The organism is Streptomyces sp. NPDC043854 (assembly GCF_056436005.1).
Window position 1 is genome coordinate 1,381 of sequence record NZ_JBWKDK010000003.1, and the last position, 19,145, is coordinate 20,525.

The 19,145-nt window shown below is 69.2% G+C and carries 14 protein-coding genes and 1 pseudogene; 9 read left to right on the forward strand and 6 right to left on the reverse strand.

Annotated elements, in window-relative coordinates; genetic code table 11:
- Positions 1-166 precede the first annotated feature (166 nt).
- Positions 167-841: a hypothetical protein gene (locus AC068A_RS03525; RefSeq protein WP_478580122.1), complete on the forward strand. Its 675-nt coding sequence runs from the start codon at positions 167-169 to the stop codon at positions 839-841.
- 97 nt (positions 842-938) lie between these two features.
- A pseudogene (locus AC068A_RS03530) lies at positions 939-1,075 on the forward strand (DUF255 domain-containing protein); the annotation flags it as partial.
- Between the two features lie 396 nt (positions 1,076-1,471).
- Here the strand turns inward: AC068A_RS03530 and AC068A_RS03535 are convergent.
- A complete protein-coding gene (locus tag AC068A_RS03535; protein WP_478580838.1) occupies positions 1,472-2,005 on the reverse strand; it encodes a DUF1062 domain-containing protein in 534 nt (177 codons plus the stop codon).
- A gap of 594 nt (positions 2,006-2,599) precedes the next feature.
- Between AC068A_RS03535 and AC068A_RS03540 the strand changes: the two genes are divergently transcribed.
- The 4 genes from AC068A_RS03540 to AC068A_RS03555 all read left to right on the forward strand — a co-directional run bounded on the left by AC068A_RS03540 (position 2,600) and on the right by AC068A_RS03555 (position 8,034).
- Positions 2,600-3,622: a phosphoribosylglycinamide synthetase gene (locus AC068A_RS03540; RefSeq protein ID WP_478580124.1), complete on the forward strand. Its 1,023-nt coding sequence runs from the start codon at positions 2,600-2,602 to the stop codon at positions 3,620-3,622.
- Between the two features lie 281 nt (positions 3,623-3,903).
- Positions 3,904-6,795, forward strand: a complete 2,892-nt coding sequence (locus tag AC068A_RS03545) for an AfsR/SARP family transcriptional regulator (protein WP_478580126.1) — start codon at positions 3,904-3,906, stop codon at positions 6,793-6,795.
- 128 nt (positions 6,796-6,923) lie between these two features.
- Positions 6,924-7,100, forward strand: coding sequence for a hypothetical protein (locus AC068A_RS03550; RefSeq protein WP_478580129.1), 177 nt, complete (start codon positions 6,924-6,926; stop codon positions 7,098-7,100).
- 220 nt (positions 7,101-7,320) lie between these two features.
- Positions 7,321-8,034: a response regulator gene (locus tag AC068A_RS03555; protein ID WP_478580132.1), complete on the forward strand. Its 714-nt coding sequence runs from the start codon at positions 7,321-7,323 to the stop codon at positions 8,032-8,034.
- A 39-nt stretch (positions 8,035-8,073) separates the two neighbouring features.
- Here AC068A_RS03555 and AC068A_RS03560 read toward each other — a convergent pair whose 3' ends face one another.
- The 5 genes from AC068A_RS03560 to lysX are packed head-to-tail and all read right to left on the reverse strand — an operon-like array spanning position 8,074 to position 16,323.
- Positions 8,074-9,114: an acyl-CoA dehydrogenase family protein gene (locus AC068A_RS03560; RefSeq protein ID WP_478580135.1), complete on the reverse strand. Its 1,041-nt coding sequence runs from the start codon at positions 9,112-9,114 to the stop codon at positions 8,074-8,076.
- 1 nt (position 9,115) lies between these two features.
- Complete coding sequence (locus tag AC068A_RS03565) at positions 9,116-10,267, reverse strand: acyl-CoA dehydrogenase family protein (protein WP_478580137.1); 1,152 nt, start codon at positions 10,265-10,267, stop codon at positions 9,116-9,118.
- Between the two features lie 10 nt (positions 10,268-10,277).
- Positions 10,278-14,324: a non-ribosomal peptide synthetase gene (locus AC068A_RS03570; RefSeq protein ID WP_478580841.1), complete on the reverse strand. Its 4,047-nt coding sequence runs from the start codon at positions 14,322-14,324 to the stop codon at positions 10,278-10,280.
- A 5-nt stretch (positions 14,325-14,329) separates the two neighbouring features.
- Positions 14,330-15,490: a M20/M25/M40 family metallo-hydrolase gene (locus AC068A_RS03575; protein ID WP_478580140.1), complete on the reverse strand. Its 1,161-nt coding sequence runs from the start codon at positions 15,488-15,490 to the stop codon at positions 14,330-14,332.
- 2 nt (positions 15,491-15,492) lie between these two features.
- Entirely contained in the window at positions 15,493-16,323 is an 831-nt protein-coding gene (lysX, locus tag AC068A_RS03580; RefSeq protein ID WP_478580142.1) for a lysine biosynthesis protein LysX, read from the reverse strand.
- Between the two features lie 294 nt (positions 16,324-16,617).
- Here lysX and AC068A_RS03585 point away from each other — a divergent pair, with 294 nt between their 5' ends.
- From AC068A_RS03585 to AC068A_RS03595, 3 genes are all read left to right on the forward strand, one after another.
- Complete coding sequence (locus AC068A_RS03585; RefSeq protein ID WP_478580144.1) at positions 16,618-17,349, forward strand: sulfotransferase-like domain-containing protein; 732 nt, start codon at positions 16,618-16,620, stop codon at positions 17,347-17,349.
- Positions 17,350-17,504: 155 nt separating this feature from the next.
- Complete coding sequence (locus tag AC068A_RS03590) at positions 17,505-18,101, forward strand: hypothetical protein (protein WP_478580147.1); 597 nt, start codon at positions 17,505-17,507, stop codon at positions 18,099-18,101.
- 1 nt (position 18,102) lies between these two features.
- On the forward strand, positions 18,103-19,140 hold the full coding sequence (locus AC068A_RS03595; protein WP_478580149.1) for a BtrH N-terminal domain-containing protein: 1,038 nt from the start codon (positions 18,103-18,105) through the stop codon (positions 19,138-19,140).
- The last annotated feature ends 5 nt before the right edge of the window (positions 19,141-19,145 follow it).

The window sequence follows — 19,145 nt, forward strand, 5'->3', positions numbered from 1 at the left end:
GCTCCCCCCCCCCGCCCCACCCCCCCCCCCCCCCCCCCCCCCTCCCCCCCCCCCCCCCCCCCCCCCCCCCCCCCCCCCCCAGCACCCGCGCGTGCCCCGGCCCGGAGGCCGGCGGCCGGGCCCCGTACACTCCGGCAAGATCCAACTGAACGCCCCGGGGGACCTGGTGACGGTACGAGAGATACGCACGGCGGTCCGGCTCATCGGCCGCCGCACGACCCTGCGCTACCTGGCGCTCGGCGCCGGCGCGGCGCTGCTGTCCGCCTGCACCGGCAAGGACAAGCCCGCCGCCTCCGCCTCTGCCACTCCTCCCGCCTCTCCCACCGCTCCCGCCTCGCCCTCGGCCACAGGGTCCCCCTCGGCCCCGCCCTCGGCCCCGGCCTCGCCCACGCCCACGCCCGCCGCCACGGGAGTGGTCGGCCGGGCCTTCGCCGAGTTCGTCAAGGGTGCCTGGACGATCAGCTCCACCCTGCCCGGCGGCGGCATCGGCGGCCGCAAGGACACCGGCCGGGCCGCCGTCCGCGAGGACGGCACCTGGACGATCGTCTGGTCCGGCATCGCCGGCACCTGGACCGGCCGCTGGTCCATGCACCGCGGCCGCCTGGACCTCCAGGTCCTCACCGGCCCGAAGCACCTCACGGACCCCGATGTCTCCACGTCCTCCGCGCAGAAGGTGCCCGAGACGGTGAAGGACAGCTTCGGGATCATGCTCCCCTGGTTCCCGATGGGCGCCCAGGACGTGTTCGGCCGCCTGGAGGTCGCGTACAACGGCACCGACCTGCGGATCCGCCATTTCGACATGTCCGGCACCATGTCGATCCACATGTGCGCCCGCGCCTGACCCCGCCTGCGCCTGCGCCGGGGCAGCCCCGTCCCGTCCGCGGTGCCCTTTCCGTGGCGCGCGCGCCGGGCATGACAAGGTGCGCAAGGATCGGGGCATGGCCAACCGACTCGCGCACGCCACGCCCCGTACCTCCTCCGGCATGCCGACAACCCGGTCGACTGGTGGCCCTGGCAGCCTGAGGCGTTCGAGGAGGCCAGGCGGCGCAATGTGCCCGTCCTCCTGAGCCCCGGACTCCATGAGCAGGTCCGCGGCCTTCCCTGGCGCGACATCCGCCTGGACCACATCGAGCGCACCCGGGCCCACCACCGCAACGAGATCCGCCGATTGAAGACCGCCGCGTTCGCCCACATCGACTACCCGCACGCACGTCAGGCCCTCCAAGTCGTGCGCTGGAGAAGCGATCTGGGCACGGGCAAACTGACGACCGAGCGGATCTACCTGGTCACGAGCCTGCCGCCCGGCGCGGCCGGCGGCAGCGAACTCGCGGCCTGGATCCGCGGTTACTGGCGCATCGAGAACCAGCTGCACCACGTCCGCGACCGCACCTTCCGCGAAGACGCCTCGCACATCCGCAGCCGCCATCTGTCCCGCGTCATGGCCGGCTTGCGCACCCCGACAGAGTCAGGCTCAGCGCTTGAGCGTGAAGGTGAAGTCGCTGGAGAGTTTTCCGCTCAGACGGACTGCCGATACAAGCCTGCCGTCCATGATCAGCCGCTCGACCTCGCCCCGCGAAAGGCCACAGCCTTCCGCGATGAGTCGCATTGGCCGGACCGGTATTTGCGCCGCAAAGCGCACCGAGACATCGATCTCCTCGTCGTCCGGATAATCCGATCCGCTGGTTTCGAGCCGCCAGGCGTCGTTCCAGTCGAGGGCGATGTGGTTACGGCGCCGTACGACGCCATCCTGGAGCAGCTCAGCCGCCAGAGTGGGGTCGTTGTCGTGCGCTCGGTCCAGCATCTCGGGTCGTATCGAGCGGACATGCACCCGCTCGAGGATGGCGATCTTCGTGGTGGTGCCGCACTGGGTGCAGAGCGCGAGAAGCCAGACATCGAGGAGTTTGTGGTTCGCATTGACGCGAAATTTACCGCTTGTTCGGAAGGTCTCGGACGTACATTCCTGGCAACGGCGGCGAATGAGTGGCAGACGTACTGGTTTGACTATCCAGTCTTCGTGCACAGAAATGCCCCTACTACGGTGTGAGTTTCGCCATCAAATAGAGCACAGTGCTCGGCGCATCAGTTCTCGGGATTTCTCAAGGGGTGCACAAGGGTACGGACTCGCCCAGGCAAATTGGCTCGGCAGTCCAGTAGTCGTACATGGCCGCTCTGTTCCAGTGATATTCAGGCATCTCATCGTCAGGTTCGGCATGTAGGTCGGCGTGTCATCACCCGTGAGATCGGGTCGACTCGTGCTGACCGTCCCGGTGAGTACGACGGACGCTACGGACAGGTCGACACGTTGTGCGTCCGCGTCAAGCTCAGCCGCCGGTAAGCAGTATGTGGACGTCCTGTTGCAGACGCTGCGCGCCTCGCTTACGGCCTCGGCGTCCACTCGTGACGGCTCCGGCGGACGAGGTCGTCCGACCGGAACCGTGGAGCCCGGTGCCCCCGACGCGACAGCGGGCCACCCACGCTGCCCGAACGCGCCTCAGGATGCGGACGGCGAGCTTGTCGAACCGGGTGGCGACGGCGGCAACGCTCAGCGGGGGGAAGGGGAGGGGAGCGGGGCGGGAAGACTGCAGTGCACGGTATGGGTATGCGTGCACACGTCCCGAGAAGTTCGCAGCCCCGACTGCTTCTGGTGATGCCCAGTCACCAGCTCGTACGAAAGGGCGCCGAGCTGGGTTTCCGCATCTGGTCGATGTGGGATCCGAAGCAGCTTGAGGCCGACTTCGCACCGAGAGTCGAGGAGGCCTCGGAGGAGCTGCTGCTCCTCGACTTCGCCGACGAGACCGGACTGCGCGATGCCATTGAGCGGACTGCACGGCATCACAGGATTGATGCCGTGTTGCATTGCGGACACGGCGACTCAGTCCTGCCAGTGGCCCGGAAGGCATGGAAGCTGGGCCTGTCTCCGAACCCTCCGGCGGTGTACCAACGGCTCCGGGCGTACGAAGGGGGCGGGGGCGACGGGGTCCCGGCAGAGATTCCCAGGGTGAGCGTCGAGACCCTGACCGTGAACGGGACCCATCACATCGTGGGGATAACGGCTCAACGCACCACGGGTTCACCGCACTTCTTCGTGACGGGCTACCTTCATCCGGCGCCCTTGACGGACGATGAGCGAATGGCGATCGGGGCAGTGGTCGAGGAGCGGCTGACGGCGAGCGGATACCGTTCCGGTCCGGCTCACACACAGGTGGCGCTGCTGCCGTACGGGCCACGGATCGTGTCGTGCCGAACGCATCTGGGTGGCGGCCGCATCCCCCTGCTCGTCGAGATCGCGTGCGGGTTCGACATGGAGGCGGCAGTCTTCGCGGGCCTCCAAGGCAGTCGTCCGGACGTGCCGAGTCCTTCCCGGTATGCAGAGGTCGGCTTCTTCGCTCTGCCTGATGGGCGTCTGGAGACGTGCACCGGCACCGAGGACATCGCTGTGACCCCGTGGGTTCACGGAGCTCGCTTTCCGTACGACATCGGCGACAGGGTTGCTCCCATCGGTGACCCAGGCTCCCTGCGCGCTTATGTGGTCGTCGACGGTGACACACCGGAGCTCACCCGCGAACGGGTTGCCATGGCGCGAACGGATCTTGTTGCCGTCGTTCGTCCCACAGCTCGATGACCCCGCCCGGGAGCCGTTCGGAGCGGGTCGTCGCGCCCTGATGGCAAGTGCCGCAAAAGCACCCTGACCTGCAGCATATGCCACTCATGTATGCTGCGCTGCAAGGTCTAGTTTAGCGGGTGGGCGTCGACCGGTGGGGGGCGGGGGTATGGATCGTGACATCGATACCTTTTGAAGACGGTACGAATCTCGACCCGGTATTCGCCATCCTGGGCTCCTTGGAGGTACGTAGCGGCAGCGCCCTGATACCTGTCAACGGGGCGCTGCAACGTCGTGTCCTCGTGACCCTGCTCCTCGATGCCGGGCGCGTGGTGCCCGTTTCTCGATTGGTGATGGCCGGATGGGGCGAGGAACCGCCGGACAGCGCTGAGCATCAGGTGCGCAAGACGGTGGCCAAGCTGCGCAGCCGCATCCCCCACGGCCCCGAGGTCATCGTAACTGACGGGCCCGGCTATCGCGCGGTCCTCAAGATCGAGCAACTCGATCTGCTCCGCCACCAGCAGCTGATGCGACAGGCCAGGGAATCGCTGGACGCGGGGCAGGCGGAGCGTGCCGCGGCGCAGCTGCGCGAGGCGTTGGCGCTGTGGCGGGGGCCGGTGTTGGCCGGCTCCGGAGGCCGGGTGATCGACGCAGCCTCGACAGCCTTGGAGGAGCGGCGACTCACCGCTGCTGAACAGTTCTACGACCTGCGCATCGATGCGGGCGAGGCCGCCGAGATCACGGGCGAGCTGCGGGCCATCGTGGACGAGTACCCACTGCGCGAGACGCTGCGCAGCCGGCTGATGCTCGCCCTCTACCTCTCCGGGCAGCAGGCCGCAGCGCTGGACGAGTTCGCCCGCGTGCGCGATCGCCTCGCGAATGAGCTGGGCATAGACCCCAGCGCGGAGCTGACCGGACTCCATGAGCGCATGTTGCGTCAGGACCCGTCGCTCGTCCGTCCGGAACGCTCCGCGACGCGTGTCTCGCACCGGGTGGCCGAGGTCCCTCACGCACTGCCGTTCGACGTGCCCGACTTCTCGGGCCGCCGCTCTGAACTGGAGTGGGTCTGTGATGTGGCCAGACGCGCCCCGGAAGGGGCACCAAGGGTCGTGGCGCTCGACGGTATGGGCGGGAGTGGCAAGACGGCGCTGGCCGTCCGCGCCGCCCATCACCTGGCCGACGAGTATCCGGACGGCGGTCTCTTCATCGACCTGCACGGCTTCACACCGGGACAGACGCCGCTCAGTGCGTTCCATGCACAAGGCGACCTACTCGCCGCCGCCAGTATCCCGAGCGAGGAGGTGTCCGCAGTATCGGCGGGGCGTGCCGCGCGATGGCAGTCCTACATGCGAGGCCGTCGCATGGTGCTCATCCTGGACAACGCCGCCTCCTCCGAGCAGGTGCGTGCGCTGATTCCCACCTCTTCCGACAGCTTGGTCCTGATCACCAGCCGCCCGAGGCTGACGGGGCTGGACGGAGTCGAGTGGCTCTCCGTGGGCGCTCTTCCGGAACGAGACAGTCACCAGCTCCTGCGCGCCACCCTCGGCGCCGAACGCGTCGAGAGGGAACCGGACGCAACCCGGGAACTTCTGCGGCTGTGCGGGGGACTCCCGCTGGCGGTCAGAATCGCCACCGCCCGGCTGGCGAACCGTCCTCACTGGACCGTGCAGCGACTCGCCGAACGGCTGCGGGATCACAATCGTCGCCTGGATGAACTCACGAGCGAGGGCAGGGGCGTTGCGGGCGCGCTGCTGCTGTCGTACCAGTCCATGCCTCGCGACCAGCAATCCGCTTTCCGGCTTCTGGGCCTTCACCCGGGGCGCTATCTGGACATCCATGAAGCCGCCGCGCTCCTGGACACGGACGCCTTGTCGGCCGAGGACGCGCTGGAGGAACTGGTCGACGCACGTTTGTTGGAAGCCAGGGAGCCGGGGGTGTACGGGCTGCACGATCTTGTGCGCAGCTTCGTGCAACGTATCGCGCAAGGGCAGCGGGAGCCGGGGGACGGGGCGGCGATGCAGCGGCTCCTGGACCACTACCTGCACATGGCAGAACATGCGTGCGACACGGTGTTTCCCGGGCGGCGCCGTATCAAGGGCGACGGAGAGCACCGGGCGGACCGCGAGTTCGATCACAAGGAGAAGGCACTTCAGTGGCTTGACCAGCACCGTGGCAGCCTTCTGGCGGCGGTGGACGCCGCGCACGACGGGGGACTGCTGTGGCATGCCGCGCGGCTGCCGCGTGAGCTGGGCTTCCACTCCAGCATCCGTGGCTACGACTCCAGCGCCAACGTGGCACTGGAGAAAGGGGTCAGCGCGTCACGGCAGCTTGGAGACCGCTCGTTGCTCCGGCTGAACCTGATGAACTTGGCCATGGGCAGGTGGCGCCTCGGGCAGCTGCGCGACGCGGTCGGTCTGCTGGAAGAAGCCGTGGGGCTGTCTCGGCAGATGGCGGACGAGTACAGCGAGGTGGAGTGCCAGGCGCGGCTGGGGCAGACGTACAGCAGCATGGGAGAGCTCGAGTATGCGCTACGGCTGAGCCAAGAGGTCAGCAGACGCGCCCAGGAACTCGGTTTCACCCGCCTCGACGGCTCGTCGCTCAGCATGCTGAGCCTGATACAGGTGCGGCTCGGGCGGTTCGAGGAGGCAATGGAGTCTGCGGAGCGGGCGGTGGCCATCTTCGACTCCATCGAGGAGATCCAGCTCTCCGTGACCGCCCTGAGCTACCTTTCCCAGGCGATCGAGGGCCTGGGCCGCTTCGAGGACGCGCTCGCTCGGGCCGACGCGGCGCTGGAACGGTGTCAGCAGATCGGCATGCCCGCGGCGCTGCCGCTCGTACTTGCCCGCCGAGCCGATGTGCTGGTGCGCATGGGAGCGCTGGACGAAGCGGCAGAGAGCGCCGACCATGCGCTGTCCAAAGCCATGAGCAGCACGGACAACATCAACCGCGCCACGGTGCACCTCTCGGCGGGGCGGGTGCGGTACGCGCAGGGGGACCTGGACACGGCGCTGGCTCAGCAGCGATTGGCCCACGAGATCGCCTGCCGTATGGAGTTGCGCTACGACGAGGCGTGCGCGCTGTGGGACCTCGCCCGTACCACCGAGGCCCAGGGTCATCTCCAGCTGGCCCGACAGCACCGTTCAGCGGCGGACAACCTCTTCTCCCTCATGAAAGTGCCGCAGACCGCACGGTGAGCCCTGCGTGTGCGTCGGGCACTCCACCGCGGGGGACTGAGCGGGTGCTCAGAGGGGAACCGGCCGGGAAGAGCGATTGCGAAGATCAGCGGAGCCGAAACGGCGTGTCCTTCAAAGGGAGTTTGCTCATGCGTTTCACCTCTGCCATTGCAGCCTCCGTCCTTGCTCTTGGGGCGCTTCTGGGTGGATTGGCGGTTTCCGCCGACACCGACGCGCCGCAGACGGTCCAGCATCGCGCTGCCGCCGCCGGTTTCCTGACGGACTCGGTCGCGCGCAAGGTTGAGTCAGACCACGGCAACGGCTGAGCAGATGGGCCGCAGCCGCAGCCGCAGCGGCTGCCAGCGGCCCACCGGCTTGGCGGCCCACCGGCTGTGCCCAGCCCGTCCTCGTCACACACGTGTAGACGCTTGTCGCGCCCACAAGGCCGAACAAGTACTGGCAAGGCGAGGCTCGCGATCTTCACGTGCGACACCGCAGCGATGACAGCCGGGCTTCTCTCTCACTCTTTTTTCGGGGGGCAACGCAATGACCATTCGGGTGCTCATCTGTGACCAGCTGCCCGTGATCGCCGACGGTCTCAAGACCCTCCTCGACGCGGTGCCGGACATCGACGTGATCGGCACGACTCCCAACGGCATGGAAGCCATCGTTCTGGTGCGCACCATGCGCCCCGATGTCGTGGTCACGGATCTGAACCTCCAGACCATCTCCGGTCTTGAGATGATCCGCAGACTCGGCCAGGAGGACGAGTCGCCCAACGTCGTCGTGTTCACCGCGGCAGACACCGATGAGACGGTGAGCGACGTGCTGCATGCCGGCGCGAGCTGTCTGCTCGGCAAGGACGTGAGTCCTCAGGAGCTGATCACCGCGATCCAGGGGGCGGCCGCCGGCCAGACCATGCTTGCGCCGAACATCGCACAGCGCCTGGTCGCCTGGTTCCGTGCGCAGCCGGAGCCACAGAAGGCCGAGGCGTGTCCGGAGGTGACCGAGCTGACTCCGCGGGAACGGGAAGTAACGCGGATGGTGGCCCAGGGCATGTCCACTGAGGACGTGGCTCGCGAACTGATCATTGGCGAGGCCACGGTCAGAACCCATCTCTACCGGGTGCGTACCAAGCTCGGCGTCCGCGACCGGGCCGAGCTCGTGTCACTGGCTTACCGGACCGGACTGATCCACTCGGATGGTCAGTCCCTCGGCGAAGAGAGAGTGCTGTCGATGGGCGGCCTGCGTGCCAGTTGACCCGCGGCCGGAGCTGGCCGCCGTCACCCGGAGCGCCGGTCAGGCGGCGGCCAGCCGGGCCGATTGGACCTGGTCGGCACCGACCATCCGCCAGAGCGCGGCGGGATCTCCGTACCGGGCGGACTCGGCTGCGGCCAGCCGGAAGTACCGATGCAGGCCCAGTTCCGACGTCATCGCGCGCACCCCGCAGCTCTGCATGCTCAGACGCACGACGTCACGCGCGGTCTCGGAGGCCATCGCCAGTGCCGAGAGTGGCGCAGTGCGGACGGCGTCCGGCTCGTAGTCGACCAGCCAGGCCCCTCGGTGGACCGCCGCCCTCGTCGCACGCAACGCCACCATCGCGCGTGCCAAGGGGAACGACACCGCCGGCAGGTCGCGCAGCCTGGTGCCGAACTGCTGCCGAAAACAGGCGTATTCCACGGCCGTGCGATGCGCGCCGTCAGCGATGCCCAGCAGGTAGGCGGCCTGCCGCAGCCGTGCTCGCGCGAGCGGACCGGTGGGCGCGTCGTCCAGGGCACCGACGATGCCCGCCGTGGTGATCGGTGTGGCCTCGAACCGGACGACCGGTGGCCAGCACCCGTCCTGCGAAGTGACGCCGTCCGCCCCGCGCTCCACCACGACGAGCACCGGATCGCCGTCGACCTTGGTGGCCACCAGAAACATGTCGGCGCTCACGTCGTCGACGGTGGCGGTGCCGGTCAGCTCCCAGCCGCCGGCGCGCGGCGTCGCGGTAATCCCGCTGCCGGTGGGCAGGGCTTCGAGGCCGGCCAAGGCCGCGCCCGGCGCGCTGATGCCCAGGTCGGCGGCGAACGCGTCGGCCCGGTAGGAGTTGCCGCGCGCCGCGCGGCCGAGCTCCTCGCTGACCAGGACCCCGGCACTCAGCCCCAGGCCGAGTCCGTCGGCGCTGGCGGGGCGTTCAAAGTCGGCCGCCTCCAGCGCGTCGAGCACCGCACGGGTCGGGCCGCCGGCGCCGTCGGTCACCGGGGCGCCGTGCAGCTCGATCCGGGCAGGGACGCCGGCAAGTCCCGTACGCAGGGCCTTGCGCAGCTGGACGGCGAGCGGGTCCGGGGTGAGGTCCATGTCAGTCTTCCTGTCCGATGGAGTCGAGCGAGGCGGCCATGATCTGGAGCATCACTTCGGAGGTCCCCGCCGAGAGCGTGAGCCCAGGCGCCTCCCGGTAGGCGGACTCCAGGGCCGTGGCCGCTCCGGTGCGGTTCGCCCGCTGCTCGGGGCTTGGGATGTCGGCGGCCCAGACCGCGATGGACTGGGCGAGTTCGCTGCTGTGATATTTGGCGACGGCCGTCGAGACCTGATCGACCCGGTCCGCCGCGATCCCGGTGAGGACCTCCCAGGCGAGGACGTGGTCGGCGGTCAGCATGCCGTGCCAGCGGCCGATCTGCTCCAGGCGGCCATCGGGCACGGTCTCCGGGTCACCGTCGACCAGGGCTTCGAGGGCGGCGTCCAGCCAGCGCTCCGCCTTCAAGTAGTAGTCCAAACCGGTGCGTTCGATGGCAAGCGCCTCGTTGAGCAGCGGCCAGCCCTCGTCGCGCGGACCGAGAAGGTTCGTGCCCGGCACCGCAACCGCGTTGAGATCCACGCGATGGAAGTGCTCGTCGCCGACACCGGGGATCATCGACACCGTCACACCAGGGGCCTGCATGTCGACCAGGAACAGGCTGATGCCCTGGTACTTTCCCGCGCCCGGTGTCGTACGGGCGGCGCACAGGCCGAGGTCGACGAACCGGGTCTTGAGGCTGAACACCTTGGTGCCGGTGATCCGGTAGCCGTCTCCGTCCGGCTCGGCCACCGCCCGGAGCGCGCCCAGGTCGGAGCCCGCGTCGGGCTCCGTGTAGAGCACCGATGCGAAGCTCTCGCCGCGTGCGATGGCGGGCAGATACCGCCGCTTCTGTTCGTCGCTGCCCGCCATCAGCAGGAACTGGCCCACGATCTGAACGGTGTTGACGTGGAAGGTGTCCGGTATGCCTGCGCGCACCAGCTCCTCGGCGACGATCGCGGCATCGGTCAGTGAGCGGCCCCGGCCGCCGTACTCGACGGGCCAGTGCACGGTGAGCAGGCCCAGCTCGCCGAGCAGCCGATAGAGCGGGCGCGCGTCCGGCTCGACGCCGTACGCGCCGGTGGCCGCGGCCGCCGCGGCCTGTACCTCTGGAGAGCGCAGGGTCTTCCGCACGTCCGCCCGGAAACGTTCTTGATCCTCTGTGAATCCGAACCGCATGTATGTCTCCTCAGGAGGCGAGCGTCTCTTCGATCGCCGCGACGACCCGATCGAGCGCAGACCGAGTGAACAGGGTGTAGTGATCGCCGGGCACGCGCTCGGTCCGGAAGGGGCCCGTGCACACCGCCCGCCACTGTTCTTCCATGGCGATGTGCGAGGAGGCGACGAGCACGGTGACAGGTCCGCCGTACGGGGCCGGTGGGCGGTAGGCCTGCATGGACAGGGCGGAGGACCGGAACGTCGCGAAGCGGGCGGCCAACTCCTGGTCGGTGAGCTCCAGCTCCACGCCGAGGCCGGCGAGACTCTCCCGGACCTCGGCCACCCCTGCGGCCGGGTCGTCGAGGACCGCGTCAACCTCGGGGCCCTCGCGTCCGGTCAGCCGCGCGACGTCGTGCACGAACCGCTGCCGCACCGTCGCCTCGTCCAGGAGCACGGAGTCCTCGTCATAGGCGGCGTCGAGCAGGATCACCGGTGGCCGCTCCCCGGTCTTCTCCTCGATCTGCCGGGCGACTTCGAAGGCGAGCACACCCCCGTACGACCAGCCGGCCAGGCAGCACGACGCGGGCAGGCCGGTCTCGATCAGGGAGCGCGCGATCCGTGCGGCGGTGGCCGCCATCGCCTCCTGCGCAGGCACCTCGGTGTCCCGCGGGTCGGCGGCGAAACCGGTCACGCCGATGTCGCCGCGCAGCGCCCTTGACAGCGGGATGTAGCAGAACAACTCACCGCCCGACGGGTGCAGCAGGATCACCTGCGCCGGGCCCGCCTCGCGCAGCACCACCGGTGCCCTGTCGGGTTCCCGCCCGGAAGCGCCCGTCAGCGCGTCGAGCGGGTCGCCGTCTCCGTCGCGGCGCGCGGCGCGGACGGTGTCGATGGTGGCGGCCAGATGCGCGACCGTGGGAGAGGCGAAGAAATCACCGAGCGCGATCTCCACACCGAACCTGCGGTTGATCGCCGACATCAGCTGGACGGCCTGCAGGCTGTTGCCACCCGCCAGGAAGAAGTCGTCGTGCACGCCGATCCGGTCGTCGCGCAGCAGCGGGGTGAGCACGTCGTGCAGCAGCCTGCGTTCGGTCTCGGTCAGAGACTCGACGCCGTACCCCTCGCCCGCCCGGCTCAGGTCGGGGGCGGGCAGCCTGCGCCAGTCGACCTTGCCGCTGCTGGTCAGCGGCAGCTCGTCGAGGACCACGAAGAACGACGGAATCATGTACGAGGGCAGGAGCGCGCCCAGATGCTCGCGTACGGCGGGCACCTGCTGCTCGGTGACCCCGGTCAGGTACCCGACCAGGTGCTTGTCCCCGTTGTCATCGCTCCACGCCTGGACGCTGACCGGACCGATCCCCCCGAAGCCGGTCAACGCCGACTCCACCTCGCCCAGTTCGATCCGCAGTCCGCGGATCTTGACCTGCTGGTCGATGCGGCCGAGGAAGACAAGGCGTCCGTCGGGAAGCCGCTTCACCAGATCGCCGGTCCGGTAGAGGCGGCCGCCGGGCGCGGTGCCGAACGGGTCGGGGACGAACTTCTCGGCAGTCAGCTCGTCGCGATTGAGGTAGCCGCGCGCCAACCCCTCGCCACCGATGACGAGTTCACCGGGTGTGCCGATCGGGACCTGGCGCAGCTCGCGGTCGAGGACGTGCGCCACGTGGTTGGTCATGGGCAGGCCGATCGGCGGGGACGCGTCCCAGGTGCCGCCGCACTCCTCGACGATCATCGTCACGGTGCACTCGGTCGGCCCGTAGCCATTGAACAGGCGTCGGCCCTGGTTCCACCGGTTCACCAGCTCACCGCTGAACGCCTCGCCGCCGACGAACGCGATCCGCAGGTCGGTGAAGTTCTCCGGCGTCAGCAGCGGCATCACGGTCGGGGGCAGGTCGATGACGGTGATACGAGCCTGCTCCATCAGCGCTTGGAGCCGTTCGATCGACAGCCGTTCCTCGCCGGTCGCGAGGTACAGGCGGGCCCCGGTCAGCAGCGCCGAGAACGTCTCGAAGACGGAGACGTCAAAGGTCGACGAGGCGAACCCGAGCACCCGGTCGGCCGGCGTCAGCTCGAACAACTCGCGTGCGGAGTCGATGAAATTGACGACTCCGCGGTGCTCGAGGAGCACACCCTTCGGCTTGCCGGTGCTGCCGGAGGTGTAGATGACGTACGCGATGTCGTCCGGGCCCGCCGCGAGCGGCGGGTTGTCGCAGGGCAGAGCCGACAGTTCGTCGCAGACCTCGTCCAGCGTCACGACGGGCGCGCCGACCTCACACACGGCCCTGCCGGCCTCGGGGTGCGCGAGCACCACCCGCAGCTGAGCGTCGGCGGCGATCTCGGCGACGCGCCCCGAGGGATGCGCCGGGTCGAGCGGCACGTAGGCCGCGCCGGCCTTGAGCACCGCAAGGATCGCGGTCGGCAGGTCCAGATCCCTGCGCAGACACAGGCCGACCCGCGCGCCCGGCTCCACACCGTGCTCGCGCAGCAGGGCGGCGAGCCGGTTCGCCCGGGCGTTGAGCTCGGCATAGGTCGTCTCGACACCGGAGACGACGACGGCCACGCCGTCCGGAGCCTCCACCGCGCGCGCCTCGAACTCCGCGACCACGGTGGACTCGCGAACGGGCCGCACCGGGCCCTTGGCGGCCTCGGCGAGGAACAGCTTGTCCGCGGGGCTCAGCATCTCGGCCGCGGCCAGCCGGGTGTCCGGGGCGCCGGTCAGGGTGTGCAGCAGCCCGTCGTAGTGCCGGGCGAACCGGGCGATGCTCTCGGCGTCGAACAGGTCGGTGTTGAACTCGATGGCGAGGACCGCGTCGATCCCGGGCTCCGCCTGCTTGATCAGAGTCCAACTCATGTCCAGGCTTGCGGTGTTGGTGGCAATCTCCTCGTACGAGGTGTGGATGCCGCGCAGGGCGGCCGTGGAGTCCGTGGTGTCCGCGTCCGCCATGCCGAACACGATCTGGAAGACGGGGGAGCGCGACGGGTCGACGACCGGGTCCACCGCTTCGACCAGCTTGTCGAAGGGCAGGCTCGCGTGATCATCGGCCTCCGCGGACACGCGCGCGATCCGCTGGACCAGCTCGCTGAAGGTCGGATCACCGGAGAGGTCCACGCGCAGTACCCGCAGATCGGTGAAGCGCCCGACCGTCGAGGACACGGTGTCGTGGCGACGGTTCTCGTCCGGCGAGCCGATCACCAGGTCGTCGATGCCCGAGTAGCGGTGCAGCAGTGTGCAGAACGCTGCGACGAGGACGTCGTACGGCTTCGCGCCGGCCTGTCGGGCCAGCTCGTCGGCCCGGTCCAGGGCGTCACGCCCGACGGTGAAGCCGGCGCGGGCGCCCGCGAAGGTGCGGGTCTCGCCGCGAGGCCGGTCAGTCGGGAACTCCAGGACCTCGGCGCCCGCCAGCTTCTCGCGCCAGTACGCGCCGATCTCGTCCAGACCGGCGCCGCCGAGCTGGTCGTGCTGCCACCGGGCGTAGTCCGGGTACTGCACCGCCACGTCAGGCAGGTTCGGTGTGCTGCCGTCAGTCAACGCCTCGTAGAACGCCGCGAGTTCACGCATCAGCACGTCGCGGGAGCGGGTGTCGCAGATGATGGCGGGCAGGTCGAGCAGGAACAGGTGATCGTCAGGCTCGACCCTGATCAGTGCCGCGCGCCACATGGGCGTACGGCCCAGGTCGAACGGTTCGGCGGCCCGTCGCTCGAGGAGGGTCCGCGCCGCCGCGATGTTCTCCGCTTCGATCAGCGGCAGGTCGACCGGGACCTCGGTGGCGACGACCTGCATCGTGGCACCCTCGCGCTCGACAATCGCGGTCCGCAGTGCCTCGTGCCGGGCCACGACCGAGGCGAGCGCCTCGCGCAGCACGTTCGCGTCGAGCCTGCCCCGAAGACGCAGGCACAGTGGGGTGCCGGGGACCGGGTGGTCGAGGAACCTCAGGGAGCGCTGAGCGTGCGACAGCGGCGTCGGACCGGTGTCGCCGCGCGAGGTCGGGCCGCGCCGCGCCACGGCCTTCGCGTGCTCACGCAGCCCATCGAGGAACCGCGCGCGGCGCTGTGGGGGCAACGCGGCGATCCGCTGGGTCATGTCGGTCACCTGAGACTCCTGATGCGCAGCGGTGCCTCGCCCGCCGGGTGGTCGTCCGGGCGTGCGGGCAGGTGTGCCAACTCCGAGATGGCGATGGTCAGTACGTCGATGGCGCGCATGTAGTCCGAGAGCACGATGTGCTCGTCGTCGGCGTGATCGAGGCTGCTGTCACCCGGGCCGTAGGTCGCCATGGGGATGTCCCAGACCTCGGCGAGGGTGTTCATGTCCGACGTGGCCGTCTTCACCGCAAGACGTGGCTGGGCGTGCAGGCGCCGGATGCCGGACACCAGCGCGCGCACGGCCGGGTCGGCCCGGCCCACCCGGCAGGCCGCCACCGAGTTCAGTACTTCGAGGGTGCCGGCCGGCAGCCGCTCACGCAGCGTGCTCACCAGCTCGTCGACGTCGAATCCCGGGGGGATGCGGATACTGAGGTCCGCGGTCGCCGAGGTCAGATCGCCGTTGACTTGGCACAACGTCGCGCCCGGCTGGTCGAACACGCCGTGGCTCGCGTCCGGTCCGAGCAGTTCGACCAGTGTCTCCCAGCAGGTGACGGCCAGCTCGGATGCCTTCGGTACCGGGTTGCTCGGGTGTGTGGCGGAACATTTGACGGTGTAGCGCAGGTCCAGCTTCCCCTTGTAGCCGAGAACCACGCTCGACCAGCCGCTCGGTTCGCCGATGATCAGCGCGTCCGGCCGCGCGTGGGTGGCTCGGATCGCCATCGCGCCACGCGAGCGCGGGGTCTCCTCCTCGACGACACCGACCACCACGATCCGGCCGCGGAAGTCCACCGCGCCGGCCGCGGCGCAGATCATCGTCGCGAGCGGTCCCTTTGCGTCCACGGCGCCGCGGCCGTAGAGTCGGCCGTCCTCGGAGCGGACCGGGACCTGACCGGAGACGGTGTCCGTGTGTCCGAGCAGCATCACGGTCGGGCCGTCACCGCGCTCGATCACGCCGATCACATTGCCCACGCCGTCGATGTGCGCCTGGAAACCCAGGTCCTTCATCGCTTCGACCAAGTAGTCGGCCAGCGCGCGCTCTTGGTAGGACGGAGAGGGGATCTCCAGCATCCCGCGCAGCAGCCCGGCGGCGTACGTCTCGGTGACCTTGTTCGAGGAACCGAGGTGGCCGCGCTGTTGCGGCGGCCGGAGAGTGGACGCCCAGTTCATCGTTACGCTCGTTCCAGTAGATGGTCGATGATGTGGTCCGCGACATTGACCTGGTCGCCGAGTGCGGATTGGAAGCCGGAGAACTCGACCCGGTGATTGACCTCCAGGACCAGCAGTCGGCCGTCGCGGTCCTCGATCAGATCGACACCGGCGATGTCGGCGCCGACGGCGGCGGCCGCCTGGAGGGAGAGCTTGTCGAGCTCCGGTGTCACCTCGCACGGCCGGGTCTGCCCGCCGAGTGCGACATTGGTACGCAAGGACTCACCGGTCCGGTACACGGCGCCCAGCACCTGACCGCCGACCACGATCACCCTGATGTCCCGGTCGGGCTTTTCGATCAGCTCCTGCACATATCCGAGGTGCGACTGCGGCCCGGCCAGTGCGGCGGCGTACTCGAGTACGCCTTCCGCACTGGCACGGTCGCGCAGTGGAACCACCAGCCGGCCCCACGAGCCGACCAGTGGTTTGATGACGGCCGGGTACCCGATGGAGTCCAGGGCGGCCAGCGCGGCCTGCGGAGTGAGGCCGAGCGCGGTGCGCGGTGTTGGCACCCCGGCCGCCTCCAGGGCCATGGTGGTGCGCCATTTGTCGCCGCACACCTCGGTCGCCTCCGTGCTGTTGACCACGTGCACGCCTGCGGCGGTGAGGCAGCGGGCCGCGTACGCCGCGCGGAACTGACCGATCTCCCGGTTCAGCGCAAGACTCCAGGGCAGGTCGTGTCGACCGGCCGCGAACCACTGGCTGCGCGTGTCGACGTGGTCGAAGGGAACACCCCGCCGGTCGAACGCGTCGAACAGCCTCTTCTCGTCCGCACCGACCCTGCTGGCGAGCACCGCGACCCTACGGTCACCTGGGCGCTCTGACGTCGCTGACACGTGACCTCCACATGTGAACCACTGATGGACTGGACGGCACAATCGAGCTTGCCGCGTGGAAGCGAAACTACGAGCGCAGCGGCGTCGTGCGCGTCCGAGCCAAGCTCAGTCATGGGGACGCGCCGCGTTGACTTTCCCCCAATACGGTTGCGAACTCTGATTACCCGGCGCCCGCCCGCGCTGTGTCACGCTGGACCGGATTTCGATATCCGCCGAATGAGTTCACGGCACACCGAGGAAATTGGGGGAATCGTGGGACACACACCGGAGCGGATCCCGGTACTCGCCCTGTGGAGCGCGCCGCGTTGCCGGTCCACCGCGTTCGCGCGGATGATGGCGGAGCGCGACGACCGCGTCGTTGTGCACGAACCGCTTTCCCGGGTGGTCGACTTCGGCGAGGTGGAGGTCGGCGACCGGATCGCCCACAATGAGCAGGACGTGCTCGCGGAGCTGCGCGCGATCGCTGCGCACAAGCCGGTGTTCTTCAAGGACACGACGGACTTCCACTATCCGGCGCTCCTCGCCGACGAGGAGTTCCTCGCGGCCGCGACCCACACGTTCATCATCCGCGATCCGGCCGAGGCCATCGCCTCGCACCACAAGCTCAACCCGGACCTCGGCTGTGACGAGATCGGCTTCGCTCGGCTGTACGAGATCTTCGCCGCGGTGCAGGCCGCCACCGGGACCACGCCGGTCGTGATCGACTCCGACGATCTGCTCGACCGCCCGGCCGAGACCGTGCGTGCGTACTGCGAGGCGGTGGGGATCCCCTTCGTCCCGGAGGCGCTGACCTGGCAGCCGGGCATGCGCTCGGAGTGGCAGTCGACCAGCAAGTGGCACCAGTCGACCAGCCGTACCGCCGGCTTCGCGCGCAGTTCGGACGGGTCAGCCGAGATTGTCGCGGCGAACCCGACACTGAGTGCCTACCGCGACCACCACATGCCGTACTACGAGAAGCTGCGTGCTGCCGCGCTGCGGCCGTGAGCCTGCCGACGGGGACGGTCGGGCTGATTCTCCGGCGAGTGCATAGAGCGGCATTTCGAGAATTCAAGGCGCTCAGGGCGTGGGCGAAAAGAAGGACTGACCGTCCGGTCCTCGGCAGCCCCGGGCTGTTGAGACTTGAGGAGGTCTGTAGTGAGGTGGGTCACTTGACGGAAATCTCGGCACTCCCCGCCAGAAGTGGACTGTGCGACACGGTCGATATCTCCGGCCATCGCAACAACACAGCTATTTCGGCGGCGACGGAGACCAAGGCGGGCGCATTCAATGTGTGGAGAAACTCTTTTGCCGCCGAATACCTGCCCACGGGCGGAAGTATCGTCCACGTGGACGGTGTTCCCTTTGAGTTCCCCCCGGTCTGTGAAGGGCCGGACAACGTCCGCTGCGCCGGGCAGTTCATCCGTGTCCCCGAGGGGCATTACGACTGGATCCATGTGCTGGCGGCGTCCGAGCGCCGCAGCGAGGACACCGTCGAGCTGAACTTCGCCGACGGCTCGGTCGACGCGGAAGCGCTCCGGGTCTCCGACTTCTGGGCGGCACCTGCGTGGTTCGGCGAGGTCAAGGCCTTCGAGAGCCTCGTCATGCACTACCCGCATCACGTGCAGCGCGGCATCCCCGCGGTCATGTGGGCGCAGCGGGTCCCAGTCACCCGGCGCGCCGGCCTCACCGGCATTCTGCTGCCCCGCAACGTTGCGGTGCATGTCTTCGCCCTCACCCTGCAGCGGACGGAGTCCTGACATGACCGTCGAGGCGACGGCACGTACGTACACGATCACCGGTCCTGAACCCGAGCTCTGGTATCGCGACCTCATCAGCTGCCTGCAGGCCACGTTCGGTTCGGTGCTGGCCCGCGAGGGCGCCGACCCGCTGGCCGTGCTGGGCGCGGGCTGGCAGTTCCTGCACCTGCCGGGCGACGTCAGGTCCGAAGAGTTCTACTATCCGTGCGCCGACGGGGACCTGGGCCGTGCCCTCGCCCCGCACCACGATCTGAGCGCCCGCTGGTGGCAGCCCGCAGACGAGGGCGACGTGTGGCGCGAGGTGCGCGAGCAGCTGGCCGACGACCGGCTCGTCATCGCCGCCGTGGACAATTTCCACCTGCCGTTCAGGCCCGCGTACGGGGATGTGCACGCCGCGCACCTCGTGGTGATCTACGGTCTGGACGAGACGCGTGGCGTGGTCCACGTCTCGGACGCGATGCCGCCCGCCTTTCGCGGCGCCGTTCCCATCGAGGAGTTCCTGCGCAGCTGGGGCTCGGCCAATCCCACTGACGTGCAGGATGCCTTCTTCAGCGACTCGAAGATCGGCCGGCGCTGCCTCGACGTCCGTCTTGGCGCGCAACCAGCGCCCCTGACGCCGGAGTTGCTCGGCGGATACCTGCGCACCAACACCGAGGGCTTCACCACGGCGACCTCCGCCCGTACGGGGCTCTCCGGGTATGACGCGTTCGTCGCGGAACTGACAGAGCGGTGCCGGGCCGGGGATGCGGGCGCGCTGCGCGAGCTGTACCCGTTCGGCTGGGCCATGCAGGCGCAGGCCTCGCTCCACGGCGAACTGCTGCGCCGCTGCGGCCGCGACTGGGACGACCCGGTGCTCGCCGGGGCGGGCCGCGCGGTCGAGTCCGTTGCCCACGCGTGGACCGGACTGCGGTTCACCGGCGCGCACGGCCTCGACGCACCGCGCGCGGTCGCGTCCGACATCTCGCACCACGCCACGCTGCTGCGCGGTGCCTACGCGCGCGCGGTCGACGCCGTTGGCGCGGCGGCGGCGCGGCTGTGACCCCA

Excerpts from the sequence above, each read along its gene's own strand:
- AC068A_RS03575 (WP_478580140.1), bottom strand. The coding sequence starts at position 15,490 with ATGAACTGGGCGTCCACTCTCCGGCCGCCGCAACAGCGCGGCCACCTC.
- AC068A_RS03550 (WP_478580129.1), top strand. The coding sequence starts at position 6,924 with ATGCGTTTCACCTCTGCCATTGCAGCCTCCGTCCTTGCTCTTGGGGCG.
- AC068A_RS03595 (WP_478580149.1), top strand. The coding sequence starts at position 18,103 with ATGACCGTCGAGGCGACGGCACGTACGTACACGATCACCGGTCCTGAA.
- AC068A_RS03540 (WP_478580124.1), top strand. The coding sequence starts at position 2,600 with ATGCGTGCACACGTCCCGAGAAGTTCGCAGCCCCGACTGCTTCTGGTG.
- AC068A_RS03560 (WP_478580135.1), bottom strand. The coding sequence starts at position 9,114 with ATGGACCTCACCCCGGACCCGCTCGCCGTCCAGCTGCGCAAGGCCCTG.
- AC068A_RS03570 (WP_478580841.1), bottom strand. The coding sequence starts at position 14,324 with ATGACCCAGCGGATCGCCGCGTTGCCCCCACAGCGCCGCGCGCGGTTC.
- AC068A_RS03565 (WP_478580137.1), bottom strand. The coding sequence starts at position 10,267 with ATGCGGTTCGGATTCACAGAGGATCAAGAACGTTTCCGGGCGGACGTG.
- AC068A_RS03555 (WP_478580132.1), top strand. The coding sequence starts at position 7,321 with ATGACCATTCGGGTGCTCATCTGTGACCAGCTGCCCGTGATCGCCGAC.